Annotated in this window: 16 protein-coding genes; 5 read left to right on the forward strand and 11 right to left on the reverse strand. The window is 44.0% G+C overall.

What is annotated here, in order from left to right; all coding sequences use genetic code 11:
• Positions 1 to 134 precede the first annotated feature (134 nt).
• The 3 genes from L0992_12670 to L0992_12680 form a co-directional block, all read right to left on the reverse strand.
• On the reverse strand, positions 135 to 1,361 hold the full coding sequence (locus L0992_12670) for an extracellular solute-binding protein (GenBank protein XGB66567.1): 1,227 nt from the start codon (positions 1,359 to 1,361) through the stop codon (positions 135 to 137).
• Positions 1,362 to 1,537: 176 nt separating this feature from the next.
• Positions 1,538 to 2,389: a carbohydrate ABC transporter permease gene (locus L0992_12675; protein ID XGB66568.1), complete on the reverse strand. Its 852-nt coding sequence runs from the start codon at positions 2,387 to 2,389 to the stop codon at positions 1,538 to 1,540.
• Positions 2,389 to 3,309 (reverse strand): sugar ABC transporter permease, encoded by a 921-nt coding sequence (locus L0992_12680; GenBank protein ID XGB66569.1) that lies wholly within the window; start codon positions 3,307 to 3,309, stop codon positions 2,389 to 2,391. The genes L0992_12675 and L0992_12680 overlap by 1 nt, the downstream gene beginning before the upstream one ends.
• Positions 3,310 to 3,605: 296 nt before the next feature.
• On the opposite strand from L0992_12680, the gene ugpC reads away from it, so the two are divergent.
• The 3 genes from ugpC (at position 3,606) to L0992_12695 (ending at position 6,991) form a co-directional block, all read left to right on the forward strand.
• Positions 3,606 to 4,688 carry a sn-glycerol-3-phosphate ABC transporter ATP-binding protein UgpC gene (gene ugpC / locus L0992_12685; GenBank protein XGB66570.1) on the forward strand — a complete coding sequence of 361 codons (1,083 nt, stop codon included), beginning with the start codon at positions 3,606 to 3,608 and terminating at the stop codon, positions 4,686 to 4,688.
• A gap of 277 nt (positions 4,689 to 4,965) precedes the next feature.
• Positions 4,966 to 6,306, forward strand: a complete 1,341-nt coding sequence (locus L0992_12690; protein XGB66571.1) for an MATE family efflux transporter — start codon at positions 4,966 to 4,968, stop codon at positions 6,304 to 6,306.
• Between the two features lie 382 nt (positions 6,307 to 6,688).
• A complete protein-coding gene (locus tag L0992_12695; GenBank protein ID XGB66572.1) occupies positions 6,689 to 6,991 on the forward strand; it encodes a DUF1330 domain-containing protein in 303 nt (100 codons plus the stop codon).
• A gap of 191 nt (positions 6,992 to 7,182) precedes the next feature.
• Here L0992_12695 and L0992_12700 read toward each other — a convergent pair whose 3' ends face one another.
• Together L0992_12700 and L0992_12705 are read right to left on the reverse strand one after the other, a co-directional pair.
• The gene (locus L0992_12700; GenBank protein ID XGB66573.1) at positions 7,183 to 8,880 is read right to left on the reverse strand and encodes a solute:sodium symporter family transporter; all 1,698 of its coding nucleotides are present in this window, start codon (positions 8,878 to 8,880) and stop codon (positions 7,183 to 7,185) included.
• A gap of 102 nt (positions 8,881 to 8,982) precedes the next feature.
• Positions 8,983 to 11,106, reverse strand: a complete 2,124-nt coding sequence (locus tag L0992_12705; protein XGB66574.1) for an alpha-galactosidase — start codon at positions 11,104 to 11,106, stop codon at positions 8,983 to 8,985.
• A 248-nt stretch (positions 11,107 to 11,354) separates the two neighbouring features.
• Between L0992_12705 and L0992_12710 the strand changes: the two genes are divergently transcribed.
• Positions 11,355 to 12,428, forward strand: a complete 1,074-nt coding sequence (locus L0992_12710; GenBank protein XGB66575.1) for a substrate-binding domain-containing protein — start codon at positions 11,355 to 11,357, stop codon at positions 12,426 to 12,428.
• Between the two features lie 234 nt (positions 12,429 to 12,662).
• Here the strand turns inward: L0992_12710 and L0992_12715 are convergent, their stop codons facing one another.
• Positions 12,663 to 13,589 (reverse strand): LysR family transcriptional regulator, encoded by a 927-nt coding sequence (locus tag L0992_12715; protein ID XGB66576.1) that lies wholly within the window; start codon positions 13,587 to 13,589, stop codon positions 12,663 to 12,665.
• Between the two features lie 101 nt (positions 13,590 to 13,690).
• On the opposite strand from L0992_12715, the gene chrA reads away from it, so the two are divergent.
• On the forward strand, positions 13,691 to 14,839 hold the full coding sequence (chrA, locus tag L0992_12720; protein XGB66577.1) for a chromate efflux transporter: 1,149 nt from the start codon (positions 13,691 to 13,693) through the stop codon (positions 14,837 to 14,839).
• A gap of 75 nt (positions 14,840 to 14,914) precedes the next feature.
• Here chrA and L0992_12725 read toward each other — a convergent pair whose 3' ends face one another.
• Genes L0992_12725 through L0992_12745 form a run of 5 tightly spaced genes read right to left on the reverse strand, consistent with a single transcriptional unit; the run spans position 14,915 to position 20,334 of the window.
• A complete protein-coding gene (locus L0992_12725; protein XGB66578.1) occupies positions 14,915 to 15,628 on the reverse strand; it encodes a class I SAM-dependent methyltransferase in 714 nt (237 codons plus the stop codon).
• A gap of 9 nt (positions 15,629 to 15,637) precedes the next feature.
• On the reverse strand, positions 15,638 to 16,567 hold the full coding sequence (locus L0992_12730) for a glycosyltransferase family 2 protein (protein XGB66579.1): 930 nt from the start codon (positions 16,565 to 16,567) through the stop codon (positions 15,638 to 15,640).
• On the reverse strand, positions 16,564 to 18,327 hold the full coding sequence (locus tag L0992_12735) for a hypothetical protein (protein XGB66580.1): 1,764 nt from the start codon (positions 18,325 to 18,327) through the stop codon (positions 16,564 to 16,566). The genes L0992_12730 and L0992_12735 overlap by 4 nt, the downstream gene beginning before the upstream one ends.
• Before the next feature lie 34 nt (positions 18,328 to 18,361).
• Positions 18,362 to 19,366, reverse strand: a complete 1,005-nt coding sequence (locus L0992_12740) for a tetratricopeptide repeat protein (GenBank protein ID XGB66581.1) — start codon at positions 19,364 to 19,366, stop codon at positions 18,362 to 18,364.
• Positions 19,363 to 20,334, reverse strand: a complete 972-nt coding sequence (locus L0992_12745) for a type II secretion system F family protein (GenBank protein ID XGB66582.1) — start codon at positions 20,332 to 20,334, stop codon at positions 19,363 to 19,365. The genes L0992_12740 and L0992_12745 overlap by 4 nt, the downstream gene beginning before the upstream one ends.

Genomic DNA, 20,334 nt, shown 5'->3' on the forward strand with positions numbered 1-20,334 from the left:
AAGTGAATCATTGCAAGTGATACTCAGTGCTCCATAACATTCAAACATGACGAACACCAACGAATCAGCACTGGCAATAATCCCTAGAGAGACAAAAGAAAGCCGCAGCCTGAACCGCTGCGGCTATTGAGATATTACTTAAAGGTACGCTTGCTCACCTTATCGAGTTTCTTTAAGATTTTTTCAATTCGGTCAGGGTGAACCATAAACTCTTGGAAACCTTTCATGCCCTCTTTGGCCATCGCAGGATCGGTATCACGGTCATAGAACTGAGCCGTACCATCGGTAGAAGCGAGCATTGCTACACCTTTATCTAAGAACGGATCAGACTTCGCTTTGGCTTTATTGTTGGTCGGAATTTGTAACAGCATCTCATTGATCAGCTGTTGGTTTTCAGCGCGAGCAACAAACTCTAAGAACTTACGAGCATCTTCCTTATTTTTTGCTTTAGAAGGAATGTGTAACGTATCCATTGGCGCGTCTTCTGACATCGGAATACTTGGGTCGATGACAGGGAATTGGAAGAAATCCATCTTGCCATCCAACTCAGCAGGAAAGTTAGGCGTGATGAAGTTACCCATCAGGTACATCGCCGCTTTACCGTTGTACAAGAAAGGTTGAGCTTCTTGCCAAGAGTAAGACGCGTGATTCTCAAGGAAATAGCCTGGTTCAACTAATTCTGCCCAGTTTGCGAAGGTTTTCTTCACACGCTCATCTGAGTAAGGCACCTTGCCATCCATCAACTGGATATGGAAATCAAGGCCATTGGTACGCATGTTGATGTAGTCAAACCACCCTGCCGCAGTCCATAGGTATTTAGTGCCTATCGCGAATGGCGCAACACCATTCTCTTTCAACGTTGCAGACGCAGATTTCAGGTCTTCCCACGTTTTCGGCTCACCAATGCCGTACTGTTCAAAAATGTCTTTGCGGTAATAGATACCCCACTGGTAATACGTGTATGGCACACCATATTGCTTGCCTTGCACTGTCATCGCTGGAGCGGCGGCAGCAAAGTCTTGCTTCATGTTGTTGTCAGTCCAAATATCACTCACATCTTCAAACAGGCCGCGGTCAACAAAGGCTTTCATTCGGTTACCCGCATACCAAAAAACCACGTCCGGCGGCGAAGTGACCAACCAATTACGAATCGTTGTTTTGTACGACTCGTGATCGTACAAATTGTACTTAACCGTAATATCTGGGTTTTCTTTTTCAAAGCGGTTAATGATCTCACCCCACGCCTCTTTTGGCGCTGGATCAGAAGCATCAGAGTTGATGACTAAGGTGCCTGCAAACGATGTTGCAGACATGGAGGCAGCGAGCACTGCAGAGGCAGCGATATGTTTCACGTATTTCATATTGAGGTCCTTGTTATGGAGCTAAGCTCTCTAAGTCCAATTCTTATTGTTTTCTCTCGTAGGGTTGTTCGTGTTTTAGTTTCTCTTCAATGATTCATCCATTCGGGATGTCGGTAGCAATAACGACTAAAGCCGTCGCTATTGCTAGATTCGTGTATCGATTCTTATCTCGTTATTTACCCTTTGGTCGCACCTAATGTCAGGCCTGCGATAAAGTGCTTTTGCATGGTAAAGAACAGCACTACCGGTGGGATAGCCGCAACCACGGCACCCGCCGACATAAACTGCCAAGACGCCAGCCATTGGCCTTGCAGTGAGCTCAAACCCGCAGTCACAGGGCGAACGTCATCACTCTGAACCAGTACTAGAGCCCAGAAGAAGTCATTCCAAATAAAGGTAAACACCAATACCGACAATGCCGCTAGCGCAGGGCGAACCAGTGGCAACACCACATGCCAAAATATTCTCCATTCACTCACCCCTTCAACACGTGCCGCTTCAATCAATGCATCCGGAATTCCGACAATGAAGTTACGCATAAACAAGGTACAGAACCCAGCTTGAAAAGCGATATGGAAGAAAATCAACGCCCAGTGCGTATCGTAGAGACCAAGGCCAATCGTTAGGTCACGTACTGGGATCATCAGAATTTGGAATGGTACAAAGTTACCCGCGATGAACATCGCAAAGATCCACACATTGGCTTTGAAGTTGTACTTAGCCAACGCGTAGCCCGCCAGTGTCGACAACGCCACAGCCCCTGCGACGGCAGGTAAAGTGATGATCAAACTGTTGATTAAGTACTGCCCCATCGAGGTCGAGGTAAAAACTTGAGTATAGTTTTCAATGAACTGAATCTCGCTCGGCCAGCCCCAGTAGTTACCTTTATTGATGTCTTCCATTGAACGGATCGACGTCATCATCACCGCGATCAATGGCAATAACCACATCACGATCGAGAGCGGTAGAGCAACGCGATAACTGATATTGGTAAAGCGGCCAGCTTTTTGAATTGGTTGCGGATACATTATTTTTCACTCCTTAACATACGCCACAAGAAGTAAGCGATATAGATATCCATGATCAGGAATAGCACTACCGACACCGCGGCACCGTAACCCATGCGGTAGTTAAAGATAGACTCTTCATACATTTGATACGCCAGAACGGTTGAGCTACCCCAAGGGCCACCAGCAGTCATGGTCGCCACTAGATCGAATGAACGCAGTGCACCGATCACGGTAACAACGACCGCGATAAAGGTGGCTGGCCTTAGCTGAGGCAACACCACATACCACAACATGCGCCACTTCTTAGCTCCATCAAGGCGAGCCGCTTCTAACTGTTCAGGGTCGAGGTTATTCAGCCCCGTTAAATATAAGATCATGCAATAAGAGATCTGCGGCCATAAGCCCGCCGCGATGATTCCGTAGGTCACATAGTCCTCATCGGCAAGTATCGAAATGGGTTCGAAGCCAAGTGATCCAAGTGCAATATTGAAAAGACCAAAAGAGGGATCGTAGAACCAAGCGAATACGAGACCGACCACCACTTGAGAGATAACAAACGGGAAGAAAAACAGAGATTTTACGACACGAATGCCCTTCACTTGTTGGTTGAGAAAAAGGGCAATCGCCAAGCCACACGGTGGCGCGAGCATAAAGAAGATCAACCAAAGGAAGTTATTCGTTAATGAAGTATAAAAAGCATCTGAATCAAAAAGCTCACGATAGTTCTCAAGCCCTACCCACTCTTTTTCACCTAAGCCATCCCATTCAAAGAAGCTCAACCAGATGCTGTCTAAGATGGGGTAGATGACATAGAGCGAAAAGATTGCGATAGCGGGCGCTAAGAATAACCAAGGGGATACCTTGGAGCTGATACGCCGCTTTTTATTGGCTGATGGGGTACGATTTTCTAGGTATATCGTTTTCACAGATTGCTCCATTTCCCGAAATTCCTTGTCTTCAAAGCTTTATTTTTCATTTGATGAATTACCAGTCATTTTCGTAAATTCAATCAAGCAGCTCAGCGTTTATAGTAATTACGTTCAAATATTAGGCTTATTGATAACATTACGCACAGTTATGTTTCATTTCTGTAAACGTTTCCACAAAAAACAATATGATTTGTAAAATTTGTATGACGAGGATCAATAATTCATGCGAGGCATCTAACAAATTTCTGATGAAAGCGTATGTTTTAAAGGCAAAGTGATGTAGTCCAACGAGGCAAGGAGAAAGCATGGCTGATATCAGCTTAAAACAGGTCATCAAGCGTTACGGTGATATACAAACCATCCATGGTGTTGATTTAGAGATAAATAATGGCGAGTTTGTCGTATTTGTTGGCCCGTCTGGTTGTGGTAAATCAACCCTCCTACGCTTAGTGGCAGGCCTAGAAGAGATCACGGAAGGTGAGATCCATATTGGCAACGACCTAGTCAATGATGTTGATCCCGCTGAACGTGGTGTCGCGATGGTGTTCCAGTCTTATGCACTCTACCCTCACATGACTGTTGAAGAGAACATGGGCTTTGGCCTGAAGATGAATGGCGTCGCCAAAGAAATCGTCGAGAAACAGGTCACCAGTGCTGCGAAGACGCTTCAGCTAGAACCTCTATTGAAACGTAAACCTAAAGAGTTATCGGGTGGACAACGTCAACGTGTCGCTATCGGTCGAGCAATAGTTCGTAACCCAAGAGTGTTTTTATTCGACGAACCCTTGTCTAACCTAGATGCCGAACTTCGTGTCGATATGCGCTTACAAATCGCTAAATTGCATCAAGATCTGCAAAACACCATGATTTACGTTACTCACGATCAAGTCGAAGCAATGACACTTGCGGACAAAATCGTCGTGCTGAGAGACGGTCGAGTAGAGCAAGTCGGCTCACCTCTCGAACTGTACCATTCTCCTCAAAATGAATTTGTGGCAGGCTTTATCGGTTCTCCGAAAATGAACTTCTTACCTTGTTTGGTCAATAGCACCTCTGAGACTCATGCCCAACTGACCGTTAATGGCCTTAGTAAAATCACTCTACCCCTACCAAGTGATGGCCTTGCTGAAGGACAAAAGCTGACTCTTGGTATTCGACCAGAACATCTAGAGATCAATGGCGAGTCGGACATCACGATTGAGTTCCAGAGTGAGGTAGTAGAACGATTGGGCAACAGTACTTATATGTTTGGCCAATCATGTGGCGTTGATAGCTTTAAAGTTCACCTCCCCGGAGATCAAGAGGTCACACGTTATCAGTCTCTCAATTTAAATTTCGCATCCATTAACTGCCACCTATTTGATGCTGAAGGTCAACGTATTAACTAGCTCTTTCAAATGGTAGAGCTGGCTCGAAAGGCTAGCTTTACCTCATAATTCATTCACCTTTATCACCTTATTCTTTAGTGCTTACCTCTCTTCTTTACTGCTTATCTATCTATGAAACGATTCAAAAAGTTTCATGTACCCTGCTTAGTTTTTGGCTCTAACGACCTTATTGGTATTTTCTTTACCCTTAACAGCTATCCGGACATTAATTTGATAGTCGTTTACTAAATAATCGCTAAACTATAGTGTCGCCTACCCCTTTTTTGAGAAAACCCAAATGCCTAATGCTGATTCCACCCTAAACAAACGTATGGGAATCGTTGCGCTCACCTGGCCAATTTTTATCGAAGTTCTACTAAGAACGGCACTCAACACCAGTGATGTATTCATGTTATCGGGATACTCAGACAAAGCCGTGTCTGCCGTTGGTGTTATCTCTCAGATATCCTTTTTCCTAATCATCGTATCGACCATGGTCAGCAGTGGTACTGGCATTCTAATCGCCCAATATAACGGCGCCTCTCGCGACCAAGAAAGCGCACAGGTCGGCGTTGCCAGCATCATATTGGCGATTGTTACGGGTGTATTGCTGAGTATTTTCGCCGTGCTAGGCGCTGAGTACTTTATCCCACTCTACCAACTTGAACCTCAAGTCGAGCAGTACGCTCAAGAGTATCTGTTCATCAGTGGTGCGCTGACCTTTAACGTCACGATAGGTGTGGTGCTCACCACGATCCTACGCAGTCATGGTTATTCAAAATCACCCATGGTCATCAATATGATTGCGGGTGTAATTAACGTGTTCGGCAACTACTGCGCACTCTACCAACCTTTTAGCCTGCCGGTTTACGGCGTGCAAGGCGTAGCAATTGCGACCGTCATTAGCCAAGTTATCGGGATGTTTATCTTGATTGGTGTTGTGAGAAGTAAGGGCATTGACCTACCACTGAAACAGTTTAAATCGGTACCTAAAGCCATCTACCAAAAGATCATTAAGATTGGCTCGATGAACGCCGGAGAAGTGTTGTCTTACAACATGGCGCAGATCACCATCATGTTCTTTGTCGTGCAAATGGGCACGGCTTCGTTGGCAGCATTCACCTATGCACAAAACATCGCTCGCCTCTCTTTTGCGTTTGCACTGGCGATTGGTCAGGGCAGCCAAATTCAAACAGGTTACTACATCGGCAAAGGTTGGATTGATGAAATAGCCAACCGAGTACAACGTTATTTCGTGGTTGGATTTATTGCCTCGACCACCATTACCTGCGTGATCTATCTGTTCCGTTTCGAGATTCTGGACGTGTTCACACAAGACCCTGAAATTCTCGCGCTGACGGCCTCTCTGATTGCTGGCTCTATTATTTTAGAAGCAGGCCGCGTGTTTAACCTGATCTTCATCTCTTGCTTGAAAGCCGCTGGCGACATCAAGTTCCCAGTAAAAATGGGCATTTTCAGCATGTGGGGAATTGGCGTCGCGATGAGTTACCTACTTGGCGTGCATTGGGGTTATGGCGTATTTGGTGCTTGGATGGCGATCGCGATGGATGAATGGTTCCGTGGGTTAGTCATGGTTCGTCGCTGGCGAGCAAAAAAATGGACTCGCTTCTCTTTATAATCCAATAAAAACAATCCTCTATACAACACGTTAGGCATCTCAGTTATCGCAAATGGGCTGCCTTTCATAGCACTTGGCCTATGATGATCCTTCCCGTTTATTAGCTGTACGGCCTCCATACCCTATTCGTTCAATCCCTTCTATTTCTAATCACACCTCTACTCTTTATTACCTTCAATCCAATATAAAAAATGTATCAGGGGAAAGCATTATCAACATTTTCTATATAAAGATTATTCAACCGTAGGGATTATCAAACAGGATCACTCGAACTACTATTATTTCGTCCGCTAGCCAAGACGTTAGCAAGACAGCTACTAATAACGACCAATAACTAAAGTGCATAGGCTCATTCGGAGCGTACAACGTGGAGAACATCATTATGTCTTACTATTCAGTACTAGAAGTAACACCAACAACAGACGCATGGGTTGCCGATTACATTGGCCCTGCAAACAAACTGGTTGCTCAATACGGTGGTAAATACCTAGCGCGTACTTCTAGCCACGAACGCCTTGAAGGCGACGCAGAACAGCCTGCACTTCGCATCATCATCGAGTGGCCATCAAAGCAAGCTGCGGTAGATTTCATGAACGATCCTGGTTACGTTCCACACCTAGCAGCACGTACCGCAGGCTCAGTTAGCCACCATGCGCTTATCGAAGGTAAAGACGACCTAGCGTAATCAAGAGTCCAATTCTTGGTTAATGGTTAATGGTTAAACATGACCATTTCCAAAACTAGAAAAGCCGCACCATCAGTTCATGGTGCGGCTTTTTATTGTTCGCTCTAAAGCATTTGGCCTATTATGTTCTTTTTACTTATCTAACTATTAATTACCAAATAATCAGATAGTTAATAAGTTATCTTAAAGCATCAAGCTGTCGCTTCAACGCCCTTCTTTCGCTTTGCTAGTCGTCCAAAAATACCGAGCAACATAACAATGCCACACACGCCATAAACTTGCATGATGGTTGGATCGTCCGATACAAAACCAACATCAGAGAACATAACGTAAGCGCCAAGCACCATGTAAAGAATAATCGCTGAAGCCTCGAAGCGGAACTCCCACGGCGTCACATCGATATTTTCATTTACTGGCATCTCGTACTCAGATTCGCGAGGCATAAAGTGACCAATGATGAACATCAGCGTGGTACATACCACGAACAGAATCGCCAATTGGTGTAGGAAGTGAATCGGTGTTTTGAAGACTAGCTGCATTGCCGCATAAGAGCTTACGAACACCACCAGCGCCACTTTTGCTGCTAGAGCAGGTACACGTTTAGAAATGTAACCAACGAATACGATGGTAAAGATTGGCACACTAAAGAAGCCAGCTACCATTTGCAGATATTGGAACAGACCTTCAGGGGCGTACATGATGAAAGGAGCGATACATACCGAGATAATCGCAATCACGACACCAAAGATACGTCCTTTACCGACCAGTTCTTCATCCGTTTTACCTTGACCAAACAGCGGCTTATACACGTTCAATGCAAACAAGGTAGTTGAGCTGTTCAACACGCCATTGAAGGTACTCAGAATCGCACCAAACATCACGGCAACGAAGAAGCCAACCAAAGGCTTAGGTAATACTTCGTTAACCAAACGGGTATACATGGTATCTGGGTTGCCCGCATCAGCACCAAACATGTGGAACGCAATAATGCCTGGAATGATCAAGAACAGTGGAGAGATAACCTTAATCGCACCCGCAAGGATTACACCTTTCTGGCCTTCTTTTAGGTTCTTAGCACCCAATGCACGTTGGATGATCGATTGGTCAGTACCCCAGTAATACAAGTTCACCAACAGTAGACCTGTGAACAATGTCGAGAACGGCAGTGGATCGCTTTCTGTACCGACAGATTGAAGCTTCTCTGGCGCCGCATACAGCAAAATATCTAGACCCGCACCAAAGCTGCCCTCACCCAGTACCATCAAACCAAATACTGGAATCATCATGCCACCGACAATCAGACCGATACCGTTGATGGTATCTGCGATTACTACAGCTTTAAGGCCGCCATAAATTGCGTAAAAGAAGCCAAGTAGTCCAATTGTCGCCGAAATTAACGCTATCGAGCTAAATTCAGAGATATTCAGTAAGGCTTGAACATCGAAGATTTCGCCTAGAACAACGGCGCCAGCGTAAAGTGTGGTTGGCAAAATATTGATAACGTACTGGCACAAGAAAAGCAGTGTTACGAACTTCTTCACAGACATGTCGTAACGGCTTTCCAAGAAATCTGGAATGGTGGTAATGCCTTGCTTCAAATAACGAGGAACAAGCATCAATGCGATGATGACCAGTGTGACACCCGATGCGACCTCCCATCCCATCACACTCATATTATGCGTGTAAGATTGGGCACTCATGCCCACAAAGCTGGTTGCGCTTAGGTTAGTTAAGATCAGTGAACTGGCGATCAGGCCACCAGTCAGGCTTCTTCCGCCAAGAAAGAATCCATCTTGTGAGGTGTTTTTGTCGTTCTTAACTTTGTTGTAGGTGTACGCGACAACAAAACCAGTAAACAACAAAAATGACAGTAGAACTGTAATAGACATTTTGTTTTCCTTTCATTTAGTTATTGCGGCAGCACTACCTCGCTGCCGATTATAATTTTTATATTTAGATTTTTATTTGTAGGGGTACTCAGAGTTAGCAATTCACATCTTTTTTAGATGCACAATTAAGGCTGACTCAGGGTCTAAAATAGGTAAGGTCAATCCAATTTCTTTGAGGTTGTCACCGCTTAACGTCAGTGTTTTATCCAACCATTGAGGGCGTTGCTTCATCAGTTGGAAGCTGGTCTGCGGCATCTCCACCAGCTTAACTTTGTATTGAGCGCTGTCCTCGACACAACTGATTCGAAGGGGTGACGGCAGAGCATGATCTGGCATGGCTAATTGGCACACCGTAATCAACATCTCGTCATCATTTTGCACACCATAAATGTTCTGATTCTTATCCGCAGGATCCATACGGAAGCTACGACCAGAGTGCAGAATATGGCGGAACTGTTTATGTAGAGCGATGTAGTGAGAGAAGGCTTTCTTCTCTTCTTGGGACTCTTTTACTGGGTCGAGCTCAACGCCCATGTGTCCCATTAATGCCGTTACACCGCGCATATTGATACTATGACGACGATTCGTTGAGTGGCATTCAGCTGGACCAATGTGTGCGCCCATCACTTCTGGTGGGAAGAAGTAACTCATGCCCTTTTGAATCGCCTGACGCTCAAGCGCATCATTACAGTCCGATGCCCAAAAACGATGTGTACGCTTAAGGATTTCAAAATCGATACGACCACCACCAGACGAACAAGATTCAATCTCAACCTCGGGGTGTGCTTCGTTAAGTTGGTCAACTAAGCGATACAAAGCCTGAGTTTGACCGTGCACTGCCGCTTTACCGTTATGGCCAGGTTGAACCAATTCGCGGTTCATGTCCCACTTGAGGTAGGTAATGTTGTAGCGAGTGAGCAGATCATCTAAACGTGAGAATAGGTAATCAAAGCACTCTGAATTTTGCAGATCTAAAACATACTGCCAACGACCTGAAGGCTGATGATAACCTTGCAAACCAAGCACCCAATCAGGGTGGTTACGATATAGATTCGAATCTTGGCTCACCATTTCAGGTTCAACCCAAAGACCAAACTCCATACCTTGCTGGCTCACATGCTCAATAACAGGCTCTAAACCATTTGGGTATTTCGCTTCATCGAGATACCAGTCGCCTAACGCTGCACGTTCGCCGTCACGCCCAACGAACCAACCATCATCAATAATGAAACGCTCAACGCCCATCACACCGGCTTCAGTCGCCATCTGCATGATGTACTCAGGTTTATGATCGAAGTAGATCCCTTCCCAAGTGTTTAAGTGAACAGGGCGTGGCTTATCGGTTGGAAAGTTGATGATGTTATCGCGAACAAATTGCTGAAAACGCTGAGCGATACCATTCAGCCCTGAATTACTGTAACAGCCAAATAGCCAAGGTGTTTGATAGCTTGCTTGAGGCTCAAGAATGGATTCGCCCGCTAACAATAACTCGCCAGCCTGCACAAAACGACGACCGTCACTACGAACGTCAGCACGCATTTGGTGGTTGCCACTCCAACCTAAGTGAAAGCCCCACACCAAACCTTGTTGCTCTGAGAATCCCTGAGTACCCGCAAACATACCCGGAAAGTTTTCATGAGAGGTGCGACCGCGGCGGTTCTCTTGCATGAAACCACCGTGCTCAAATCGCTGACGCTGTGTTTGGAACTCATGACACCAACGACCATGGAACGTCATCAGCTCATTAGCATGATTCGGCAGTGGCAGTGTTGAGGACAATTTATTGAGGTAGTATTTACTGTCGCCTTTATTGGTAATCGTGACACGTTTTTGAACCACATCAGATTGGTAATCAAGCTTAATTTCGATGGTCAGTTCAAGCTTGGCTACCGTGTCTTCAAGAACAAATGTCGCTTGCTGCACGTTAGCTTCACCGTCTGTAGTATTGGCTTCAACACGTGTGGTATTGAATACTGGCACCCAATCTAAGCCATCACGATGCCCTTCAACTCCCGGTGCGTTAAAGTGGCCGCTACCCAGTTCAGGACATAGAGAAAGTGGCACATCGACATCAAGGCGCGCTTGAGAAATCGGTCTCTCGGTTGATAGCAGCAGATCTTCATCAATACTGGCGATCTTCGCTCCCCAGTGCAGGATCTCTGGAACACGCCCTGATTTGATGATCAAACTGTGATTTTTACTTGTTAGATGAATAAACTCGCTCATAGCCAATCTCATATTGTTTTCGTAAACATAACTTGAGATTAATAGTGAACCTAGAGATTATAATTAGTACCAAATAGAACAAATAACGTGATCTAAAAGCAGTTAATCCTTATCAAAATTTGCACAAGATCGACTGTTTTCGGAAACATAAATAGTGTTTCAAATGACATTTATTTGAAGGTGTACAAGGTTTATTTCATCAAGATTGGTTAGGCTTATCTCATTGTAAAAGTCTGATGAGCAGAATAATGAGTGTCACCTTTAAAGATGTCGCAAAGCTAGCGGGTGTCTCTACCCAAACCGTTTCTCGTGTGACAAATGGTTCAGAGAGCGTCGCCGAATTAACACGTAACAAGGTTAATGCGGCCATTAAGCAATTGGGGTATGTACCAAACAAGGGCGCGCAAATGCTCAGTCGAGCGAAGTCCACCAGCGTTGGGTTGGTGACTCTCGATATGGCATTGCATGGCGCAGCGATGATCGCCAATGGCGTGCGAATGCAAGCACATGATATGAATTATGGTATCGCTTTTTCTGTTGTATCAGAGCCCAACCTCGCTAACACGCGTGAAGCTATCCGTGAATTGATGGCTCAACAGGTCGACAGCATCATTCTGAACGTGCCTTTAAAAAGTGCCGATGCAGAACTATTAGTCGAACAGTACCAACACTTAAATCTTATCTTCATTGATGTCCCTTCTAACAGCCAAGTGAACTATGTTTGCGGTGATCACGCTGAAGGAGCAAAACTTGCGGCTCAACATCTTATAGAGAGTGGGCGAACTCACTACCTATTGATCACAGGCCCGGATGAATCCAGTGCATCACAGATTCGCCACCAGAGTTGGTTAGCAGCGTTATCAGATGCCGATTGCAAAGTGCAGTATCAACATCAAGGAAACTGGCAAGCAGAAAGTGGTTACCTTGGTGTTCGCGAAGCTGTCGCCAAACAAGCCGTATTTGATGCTGTGTTGGTGGCAAGCGATCAAATGGCATTAGGAGTATTACGCGCCCTGCAAGAACTGCAAATTCCAGTGCCTGACAAGGTCGCAGTCGTCGGTTTTGATGGCATCGAAGACAGCGCTTTCTTTAACCCACCATTGACCACCATCAAGCAAGACTTCACTACCATCGGTCGACAAGCCGTGAAACTTGCAGAGAAACTCAACGCTAATTCACAAGATACTTTGCTACAGCACCATATCGAAACTTCATTACTCACAAGAGAAAGCAGCCAACCTAAAGTGACTGCTCATTATGAGAAACAAGAGATAGAGCGACTGCTGCAACGGATTCAAACCCTTCTGCCTGAATCGAGATGAAAAGAAAAAGCGCTAGAGGGAGCTAGCGCTTTAAGACCAACTAAGTCCGTTTAGCCTGGTAGGTTTTTGAGCTATATCATGGGGATATAACCAATTTTTTTACTTAGGTAAATCAAAAAGCCTATTCTTTACGACTACTTTGAGCCGTAAATTAAGTATAGTCGGATTCGTATTATTAACCTGATTTTTCCTTAAATAATTAGAAAAAATGTGGTTATCTCCCGATACGAAAGATCATTCAGAAATTACAGATGACACCGCGTCAATAATAAACCTTCTAAGTAGTTTATTTTTATCATCTAAATGCTTTGCCTTTCTATAAACAAGCTGTATATCAAAATCCGGTACATCTATCGGTGGCTTGACAGCCAACAAAGTTTCTTCGCTATCCATATCCTTGCGTGCGACGAGCTTAGGGACAATACATAGCAATTCCCTACCACGAATTAAGCGCTTTACCGTTAAAAAGTTGCTCGAAGCAATAGCCACTTTTCGACTTAAGCCAAGTTCAGCTAAACGATTGTCGACTCCGGTTTTTATCACACCCGCAGGCGAGACCAAAGCATGTTCAACAGATGCAAATTGCTCTAAAGACATAGGCTCTTCGATAGACAAAACCGAATTGTCGAGCAGGCAGACGTGTTCTTCTGTGTACAAATGCTTAGTTCTGTATAGCTTAGACACCTCACCAAAGCTACCAATCGCTATATCCAGCTTAGAATCTTCAAATACTCGCTGATAGTTACCTCGATTTACGTTGAACAACGCAATTTGAGAATCAGGAGAGGACTGTTTAATGAGATCAAACAACACTGGAGCAAACATCTGCTCGGCATAGTCTGTAAGGCCAATCTTCCAACTACCTTTGTACGTTGTTGCATCAAACGATTTAGACAGCAGCACTTCAGATTGAATAGTACTGAGCAAGGCATCAACTGTACTGGATAATTCAATCGCTCTGTCAGTTGCTTCCATCTTGCTACCTACACGCTCAAACAAAGGGTCATCAAACAACTTTCGTAGCCTTTGTAAGCTATGGCTCATCGCAGATTGGCTGACATAACAACGCTCGGCAGCCTTACTCACACTATTCGTTTTATACAAAGCCTGCAGTGCAATCAACAAGTTAAGGTCGATCCCTTTCCAATTAAAATCAGCCATACCAAGCAACCTATTTCATTCATATTTATAATTAAAATAATTAATTTGAATCATAGTCTAACTCCACCTAAATTACGCTAAACATTTATCTGGAATCGATCATGCTTTCAATTTTTAAAACCTTTTTTTGGCTTGGCTGGATTAGCTTTGGTGGACCAGCAGCACACATTGGCTACTTCCGTAAAACCTTTGTTGAGAAACTGAATTGGTTGTCCGACGAAGAATACGGGCAGATTGTCGCTCTTAGTCAATTTCTACCGGGCCCAGGTTCAAGTCAGGTTGGCTTTGCGGTTGGCTACAAGAAAGGTGGATTAACAGGTGCTATTGCTGCATTTGTCGGCTTCACTTCCCCATCTGTGATTCTGATGCTGATATTGGCGTTAGTGAGCAACCAACTATTGGAAGCACCACTTTTCAATTCAATCATTCACGGGCTTAAGTTATTAGCGGTAGTGGTTGTAGCTGATGCAACCTTTGGTATGTACAAGAACTTTTGCCAGTCGAAGATAGCGACCGCCTTATGTGTGATCACCGCGATTGTTCTGCTACTGATTCCAGGCATCTGGCCTCAAGTTTTAGTGCTTCTATTTGCAGCGATGGTTGGTAGTAAGTTCTTGACGTCTCAAGAGCTAAAAACGACACCTTCAACACAAAAAATATCGGTAACGCCTCTCGTGATTTTTGTTGCGTTATTGGTTGGTCTACCTCTATTCAGTGCTTACTCTCAAGGTATTGAAGTGTTTGGCCTATTCTACCAAGCAGGCAGCTTAGTATTCGGTGGCGGCCACGTAGTACTTCCGTTGCTACAAAATGGTATTGGCGACCAACTGTCTCAAGATGCCTTCCTAACAGGTTATGCAGCAGCACAAGCAGTACCTGGACCTATGTTTACACTCGCGACTTATTTAGGTTATGTATTGATGCCGTCAGCACCGATCACAGGCGCACTACTCGCAACGATTGCTGTGTTCTTACCGGGCTTCTTATTGCTATTGGGTGTACTGAAAAACTGGCAAGCAATTGCAAGTAAACCATTAGTTGGTGGTGCACTAACAGGTGTCAATGCAGCTGTAGTCGGGTTACTACTTGCGGCTCTGTATCAGCCAATCTTCACAAGTGCGGTTAGTAGCGGTTTAGACTTCGCTCTGATCATCGTAGGTGTGTGGCTATTGAAAACGGTCAAGATGCCAATCGTAGGGCTTGTCGGCACGTTTATGCTATTCGGCGCTCTTACTGGCTTTGCTAACTAACAACCTAACCGAAGCAAGAAGTTAGTGAACACCTAACTTCTTGCTTACGATTGAACGACAGGAGCCGCCGAACCTTTAACTAGCAGGTTTGATTCCATGGAAGTTAAAAAACAAATTGCAATCAATGAGCGGGATTGGGCTTAATGGCCAAAAAGCGTGTTTATTATCAGGGAGGTAATACTTTAAAAAGGCGATCAAATTATTGCAGGGGTTAACATGCTCTCTCGCCATAATGTAATCGTAGTTCCACCCCTTTTTCACACCAAGTTTTCTTGTCGTCATATAACGGCCAACTTTCCATGCAATACCTGGGTCTGTAGGAATCAAAATGGACAAAGTGCCGCCCGGCTTTAATACCCTAAGCCATTCTTTAATCACAAGATGAGGCTCATAAAGGTGTTCCAATATATGTGTCGCAATAACACGATCAAAACTGTTACTTTCAAAGTCTAACGCTCGTGCATTCGTTACATTAAAAACGAGCTTGTCATAAGTGCTCGTGTTACTGAGTTGCTTTTTTGCCACTTCAAGTGCGGCTGAATCACCATCACTGACCGTATACTCGTCAAAACTATGCTGAACATGTCTCAAGTGTTCACCCGTTCCTGAGCCCACTTCTAGCACCTTCGAGAAATGCTCTCTGTTACTGAAAGGCTTCTCACACGCTATATGCCCCGCCCTCATCACATAGCCTGTTGTACTGCTTTCGTAGACTCGCTCGTCATATTCATCACTGAAACGGGACAAATAATCGAGCCACTCCTTGTCTTCATCCTTATTTATTCTCATTCCTGAATCCTATTGAGATGGCTTGTGATCGTGACTTGTTAATATTGAAAGGATCCTCATCTCTCGTCTGCCGCGCGACACGTTGTCGAGTATCAAGCCGCAAAAGAAAGACATCACCGCGATAAGTGCAATTGAACTAGACAGAATAGCTGTTGGGACCCTTTCAACGAGCCCGGTATCAATAAAATCGATAATAACGGGAATCCCTAACCCCAGTGAGATAAAGCAAAGCAACACCGACAAAGCACCGAAAAAAAACATCGGCTTTACGTCTCTTAGCAGGAACAAAATAAAGTTGAGGATTTTGATCCCATCACTCAAAGTATTCAGCTTACTCGCCGTGCCTTCAGGCCTTGAGTGATAATGAGTGGGTACTTCTTTGATCGACATATTATGGTGCAATGCATGCACGGTTAGTTCCGTCTCAATTTGAAAGCCATCACTGAAAATAGGAACCGTTTTTACAAACCGGCGACTCATCACTCGATAGCCAGAGAAAACGTCATTCAATTGAGCATTGAACCCTTTATTTATCAGAGTCGAAAACATCTTATTACCCAAAATATGTCCTGCAGGATAAGCCTCGGAAGAGCGCTCTCGACTGCCAATGATCATATCGAGCTGTTCAGTAACCAGTTGTTCAATCAGTGTAGGGCTAATGGAGGCGTCGTAGGTATCATCACCATCTGCCATGATATAAATGTCAGCATCAATATCTGAGAACATCCGTCGCACGACTTCGCCTTTGCCTTGACGATACTCATGGCGGACAACAGCACCAGCTTGCAGCGCCTCTTCGACCGTGCCATCAGTGGAGTTATTGTCGTACACATAAATCGTCGCACTTGGTAGTGCACGTTGAAAGTCAGCCACCGTTTTTCCAACCGCTCCGGCTTCGTTATAGCACGGGAGTAACACCGCTATGGTTTGATTCTTCATGAACTCTCCCTGACTCGAAACACTCGGTACCCATTTTCAATATTGTCGTACACAACATCTAACCAAGTTGGCGTACCTGAGCTGTACAGCTTATTGATAAATGCCTCCTCGCTCGCTGAGTCCTTTAAAATCAACAAATGCGGGTCATTGCCAATAACAATGATATCGATGCTTTTCTCTATGATTTTCCTTTCGGCTAAGCTCAGATCTTCCTCTAGCATCACTTCAATAAGAAATTGGTTCCCAACAATATTTCGATGGTAAGGAGCAGCAATAATTCGATTATCCGTTTTTGCCAACACTGGAGCCCCCGTTTCAATCCCTGAAAGTATGGTGTGCGAATTTATATCGTTATCTTTTAAAACCTTATGAATCTTCAGCGATTGCTCCTTTTGATCAAGAGTAGTTTTAATTTCTTCGGTTGGCGACAACGCGAGAATGACAAAGGCGACCGCTAGTGGTGCTCCAGAAATAATAACGGTCGCTTTTATGATGGAGGAACGGATGTAATCTGCTAACTGAAGAATCACATATGCTTGCAGGGGAGCCGCTAGCACAAAACACAACCTCATTACTCTAATCTGCCAAAAGATCGCAAGAGCTAAATTGAACATAAAGATGAGATACAAAATTGTGCAGTGGTCGTTTTTGTTCTTAAACAGCGGATATAACGTGGCAGGAATCACCAGCAAAGCGTAATTCTCTATCGAGAAAAAACCATGACTTGTGACGTATCTAACGATCGATTTCGCTTCTGTCACTTGGTCTAACCAATACACTTTAAGTATCGGAGGGTAATCAATTAACAACGCACTGCTAAGTGATGGATAAAGCACTGCCACTGGTATTAAAAATAAAACAGCAAGCGATACGAACAGTAAAACCTTTTGCAGTAGGCTTTTATCTTCACTCATTAATCGATGATAAACATTAACGAAAAGCCAACCACAAAAGAAAAGGATGATGAGAACAAATGATATTTCGTCGTACTTAAAAACAAAAAACTCATCGTAAGGGCGATTTAATAAAACCGCACAAATCCCAAACAGAGCGGAACTCGCATACAACTTAGAGATATAGCCAAACCACTCATGGCGAACAAGGCCGTAATACACGGTGTAAATCGCAAAAAAAAACATGAATAGCAAAACATTATCAAGCCCCGTCCATAAAGATAGAGACAGCAAGATAGATTGCGCATAAACACGCCACGCATGGCGCAACTGGTCACGATTCAATGGCGTTAAAGCTAGAAATAGGGCCGCAAAGACCAGCTGAATATTATGATGATCAATAGAACCGGGTAAAAAATGGATAATTGAAGGCGAAGAAATCGCAAACATCATGCTAATAAAGCGATACTTGGCACCGAAGAGGTGGTCAGCTAGGTAAAAGCATGACAGCGAAAAAAGTAGCAAGTAAAGCAGAGGGACAAGAGAAATTGATATTGTATAAGCAAGATTATCATCGACGATAAACAACAATGGAAAAGCTACGAGCGATAAGATTAAATCAGGAAAGCGAGACCAATGAATAACAATGCCGTCAGCGGCATTAAAATTATTCATTGGCTCTAGGTACCAATGTCCAGTTGTCATCCAATCCTGAAATTGAACGAAACGCATATAGTCGTCATTGTCATTCAGGTTAAGAGCTGAAACACTCTCCCACTTGTAAATAAAGATCACTGTGGCACAAACTAGCCAGATGACAGAGATAACAATGATATCTTTATTAAAACTCTCACTTTTAGGCGACATGAATATCCTTTTCACTGAGCCAAAATTTAAACGACTATTGCTCCATCTCTCTCACTTCCGCTAGTGCTCTGTTTAAGTTTTCGTTCGCAACTCTGTAATACGATGGTTTCTTGTCTATTGCTTGCTGAAGGTAAGGAACGGCTTCATCCGGCTTACCTTGTAATATTAGGAAATAACCTACATTATTCAATGCTTCAGGCGTATCCATATGTCGCATAAACATATTAGTGGCTTTCTTAACATCACCGGAAGCCAGATAAATGAGGGCTAGATTGTTTTGGGCCTTCTCACTATTTGGCTCTAACTCTAGAGCTGAACGCGTGTACTGATACGCTTCTTTGTAATTGCCGTACATGTAATGGGAGTAGCCCATATTCAACAGAGCTTTGAATGAGTTTTTGTCTATCTGCAGTGACTTTTTGAAGTACTCTTGAGCTATCTGATGCTTTCCGTCGACATCTTCCAACACACCAATTCCCATATATGCTGACGCAGGAGACATACTGTCGACCTTCAAGCTAGCGACTTCACTTTGGCTTAACGCTTGGTGGTTTTTAATCGTTTCACTACTTTTCAAACGAACTTGGTCGGCATTAATCGCTTTAAAGAAATAACTTCGACCTTCATCTGTTCGTCGCTGCTTCGTATACAAAACGCCCAACTCTTCCAATACCTCGGTATGTGCTGGATTGAAATCTAAGGCAGCCAAATACGCTTTCTCGGCAAGCGCTGCGTTGCCACGAGATGAATGGATTTTACCTATAGTAAACAGCGTTTTGTCGTGAAACTCTTGCTCAGGAAAAGACAGTGAGCGAATGTATTCATACAGGGCAAGATCGACATTGTTATCCCTTAATGCTACATCACCACGCATGATCGCCTCTTTCTCACTCAAAGGAGGGTCATCATTCGTTAACGTATCTATCGGTTTACCTGAGTACAATTCCGCATCAAATTGATTCGTTGGTTCATCAGATGAGGCACAACCAAGTAGTAGTATTGGTAGAAAAAGTAAAAGGAACTTATGGTATAACATCATAAACTTGCTCCCGGCGCACTCAATGCGTCCATTACGATAAGTAGTCCTGGCCCAAGTGCGACAATGAAAAAACAAGGCCAAATAAATATCAGCATAGGAAATAACATTTTAGTCGGTATTTTAGCTGCCACCTCTTCTGCCGCTTGCTGGCGTTTATCTCGAAAATCTTCCGTATAATCACGTAGCGTTTGCGCTAAGCTTCCCCCCATTCTCGATGCATGAGAAAGCAAAGAAACCAAGCCTTCTAGTTCGACTAAACCCGTTCGTTCGATAAGTTGCCTAAGTGCATCAGGCATGGTGACACCCGCTTGAATTTTAGCAAACACAGTCTCAAGTTCATCCGCAAGCTCCGGCTGAGAGACATAGAGCTCTGATGCAACACGACCAAGTGCAGCATTAAAACCAAGCCCAGATTCGGTACACACAACAAGAAGATCAAGCGCATCAGGGACACCATTTCTTATTTTTTTCTGACGTTCTTTTTGTAACTTACTCAGAACAATATTTGGCGTGAATGTTCCGAGAAAAACACAGGTCATGATGAGTAAGTTATTGTAATCTCCGCCCAACGCTATGTAATAAACCATGAAAGCAGCAATGATGCCTATTAAGCTAGATAAAACCTTCAACGCATAAAAAACTGATAATGAGCTCTTCTCATGGAACCCAGCATGCATCAGTTTTTCTGAGTAAGTTTCATTATCTTTTTTGTTCCCTTTACTTATAAAAGGGCTTAATGATTCAAGCGTATTTGAGAAATCATAGGGCTTTCTTCCATCTGTACTTCCCTCTTCAGATATTTGTCTTAGCTTCCTGTCTAAAGGAGATCGTGCACCTAAAAATAGAAACCCAACCGTCAATGTTAACAAGACAGTAGTGAGCAAAATCATCGCGTAAATAACCACCTGAGAGCTGATCCCAAATTCTTCTAGCATCTGCTTCCAGACTTCAATATTGAGTAGTTCCAT

This window comes from Vibrio pomeroyi (assembly GCA_041879425.1).
Classification (GTDB): domain Bacteria; phylum Pseudomonadota; class Gammaproteobacteria; order Enterobacterales; family Vibrionaceae; genus Vibrio; species Vibrio pomeroyi_A.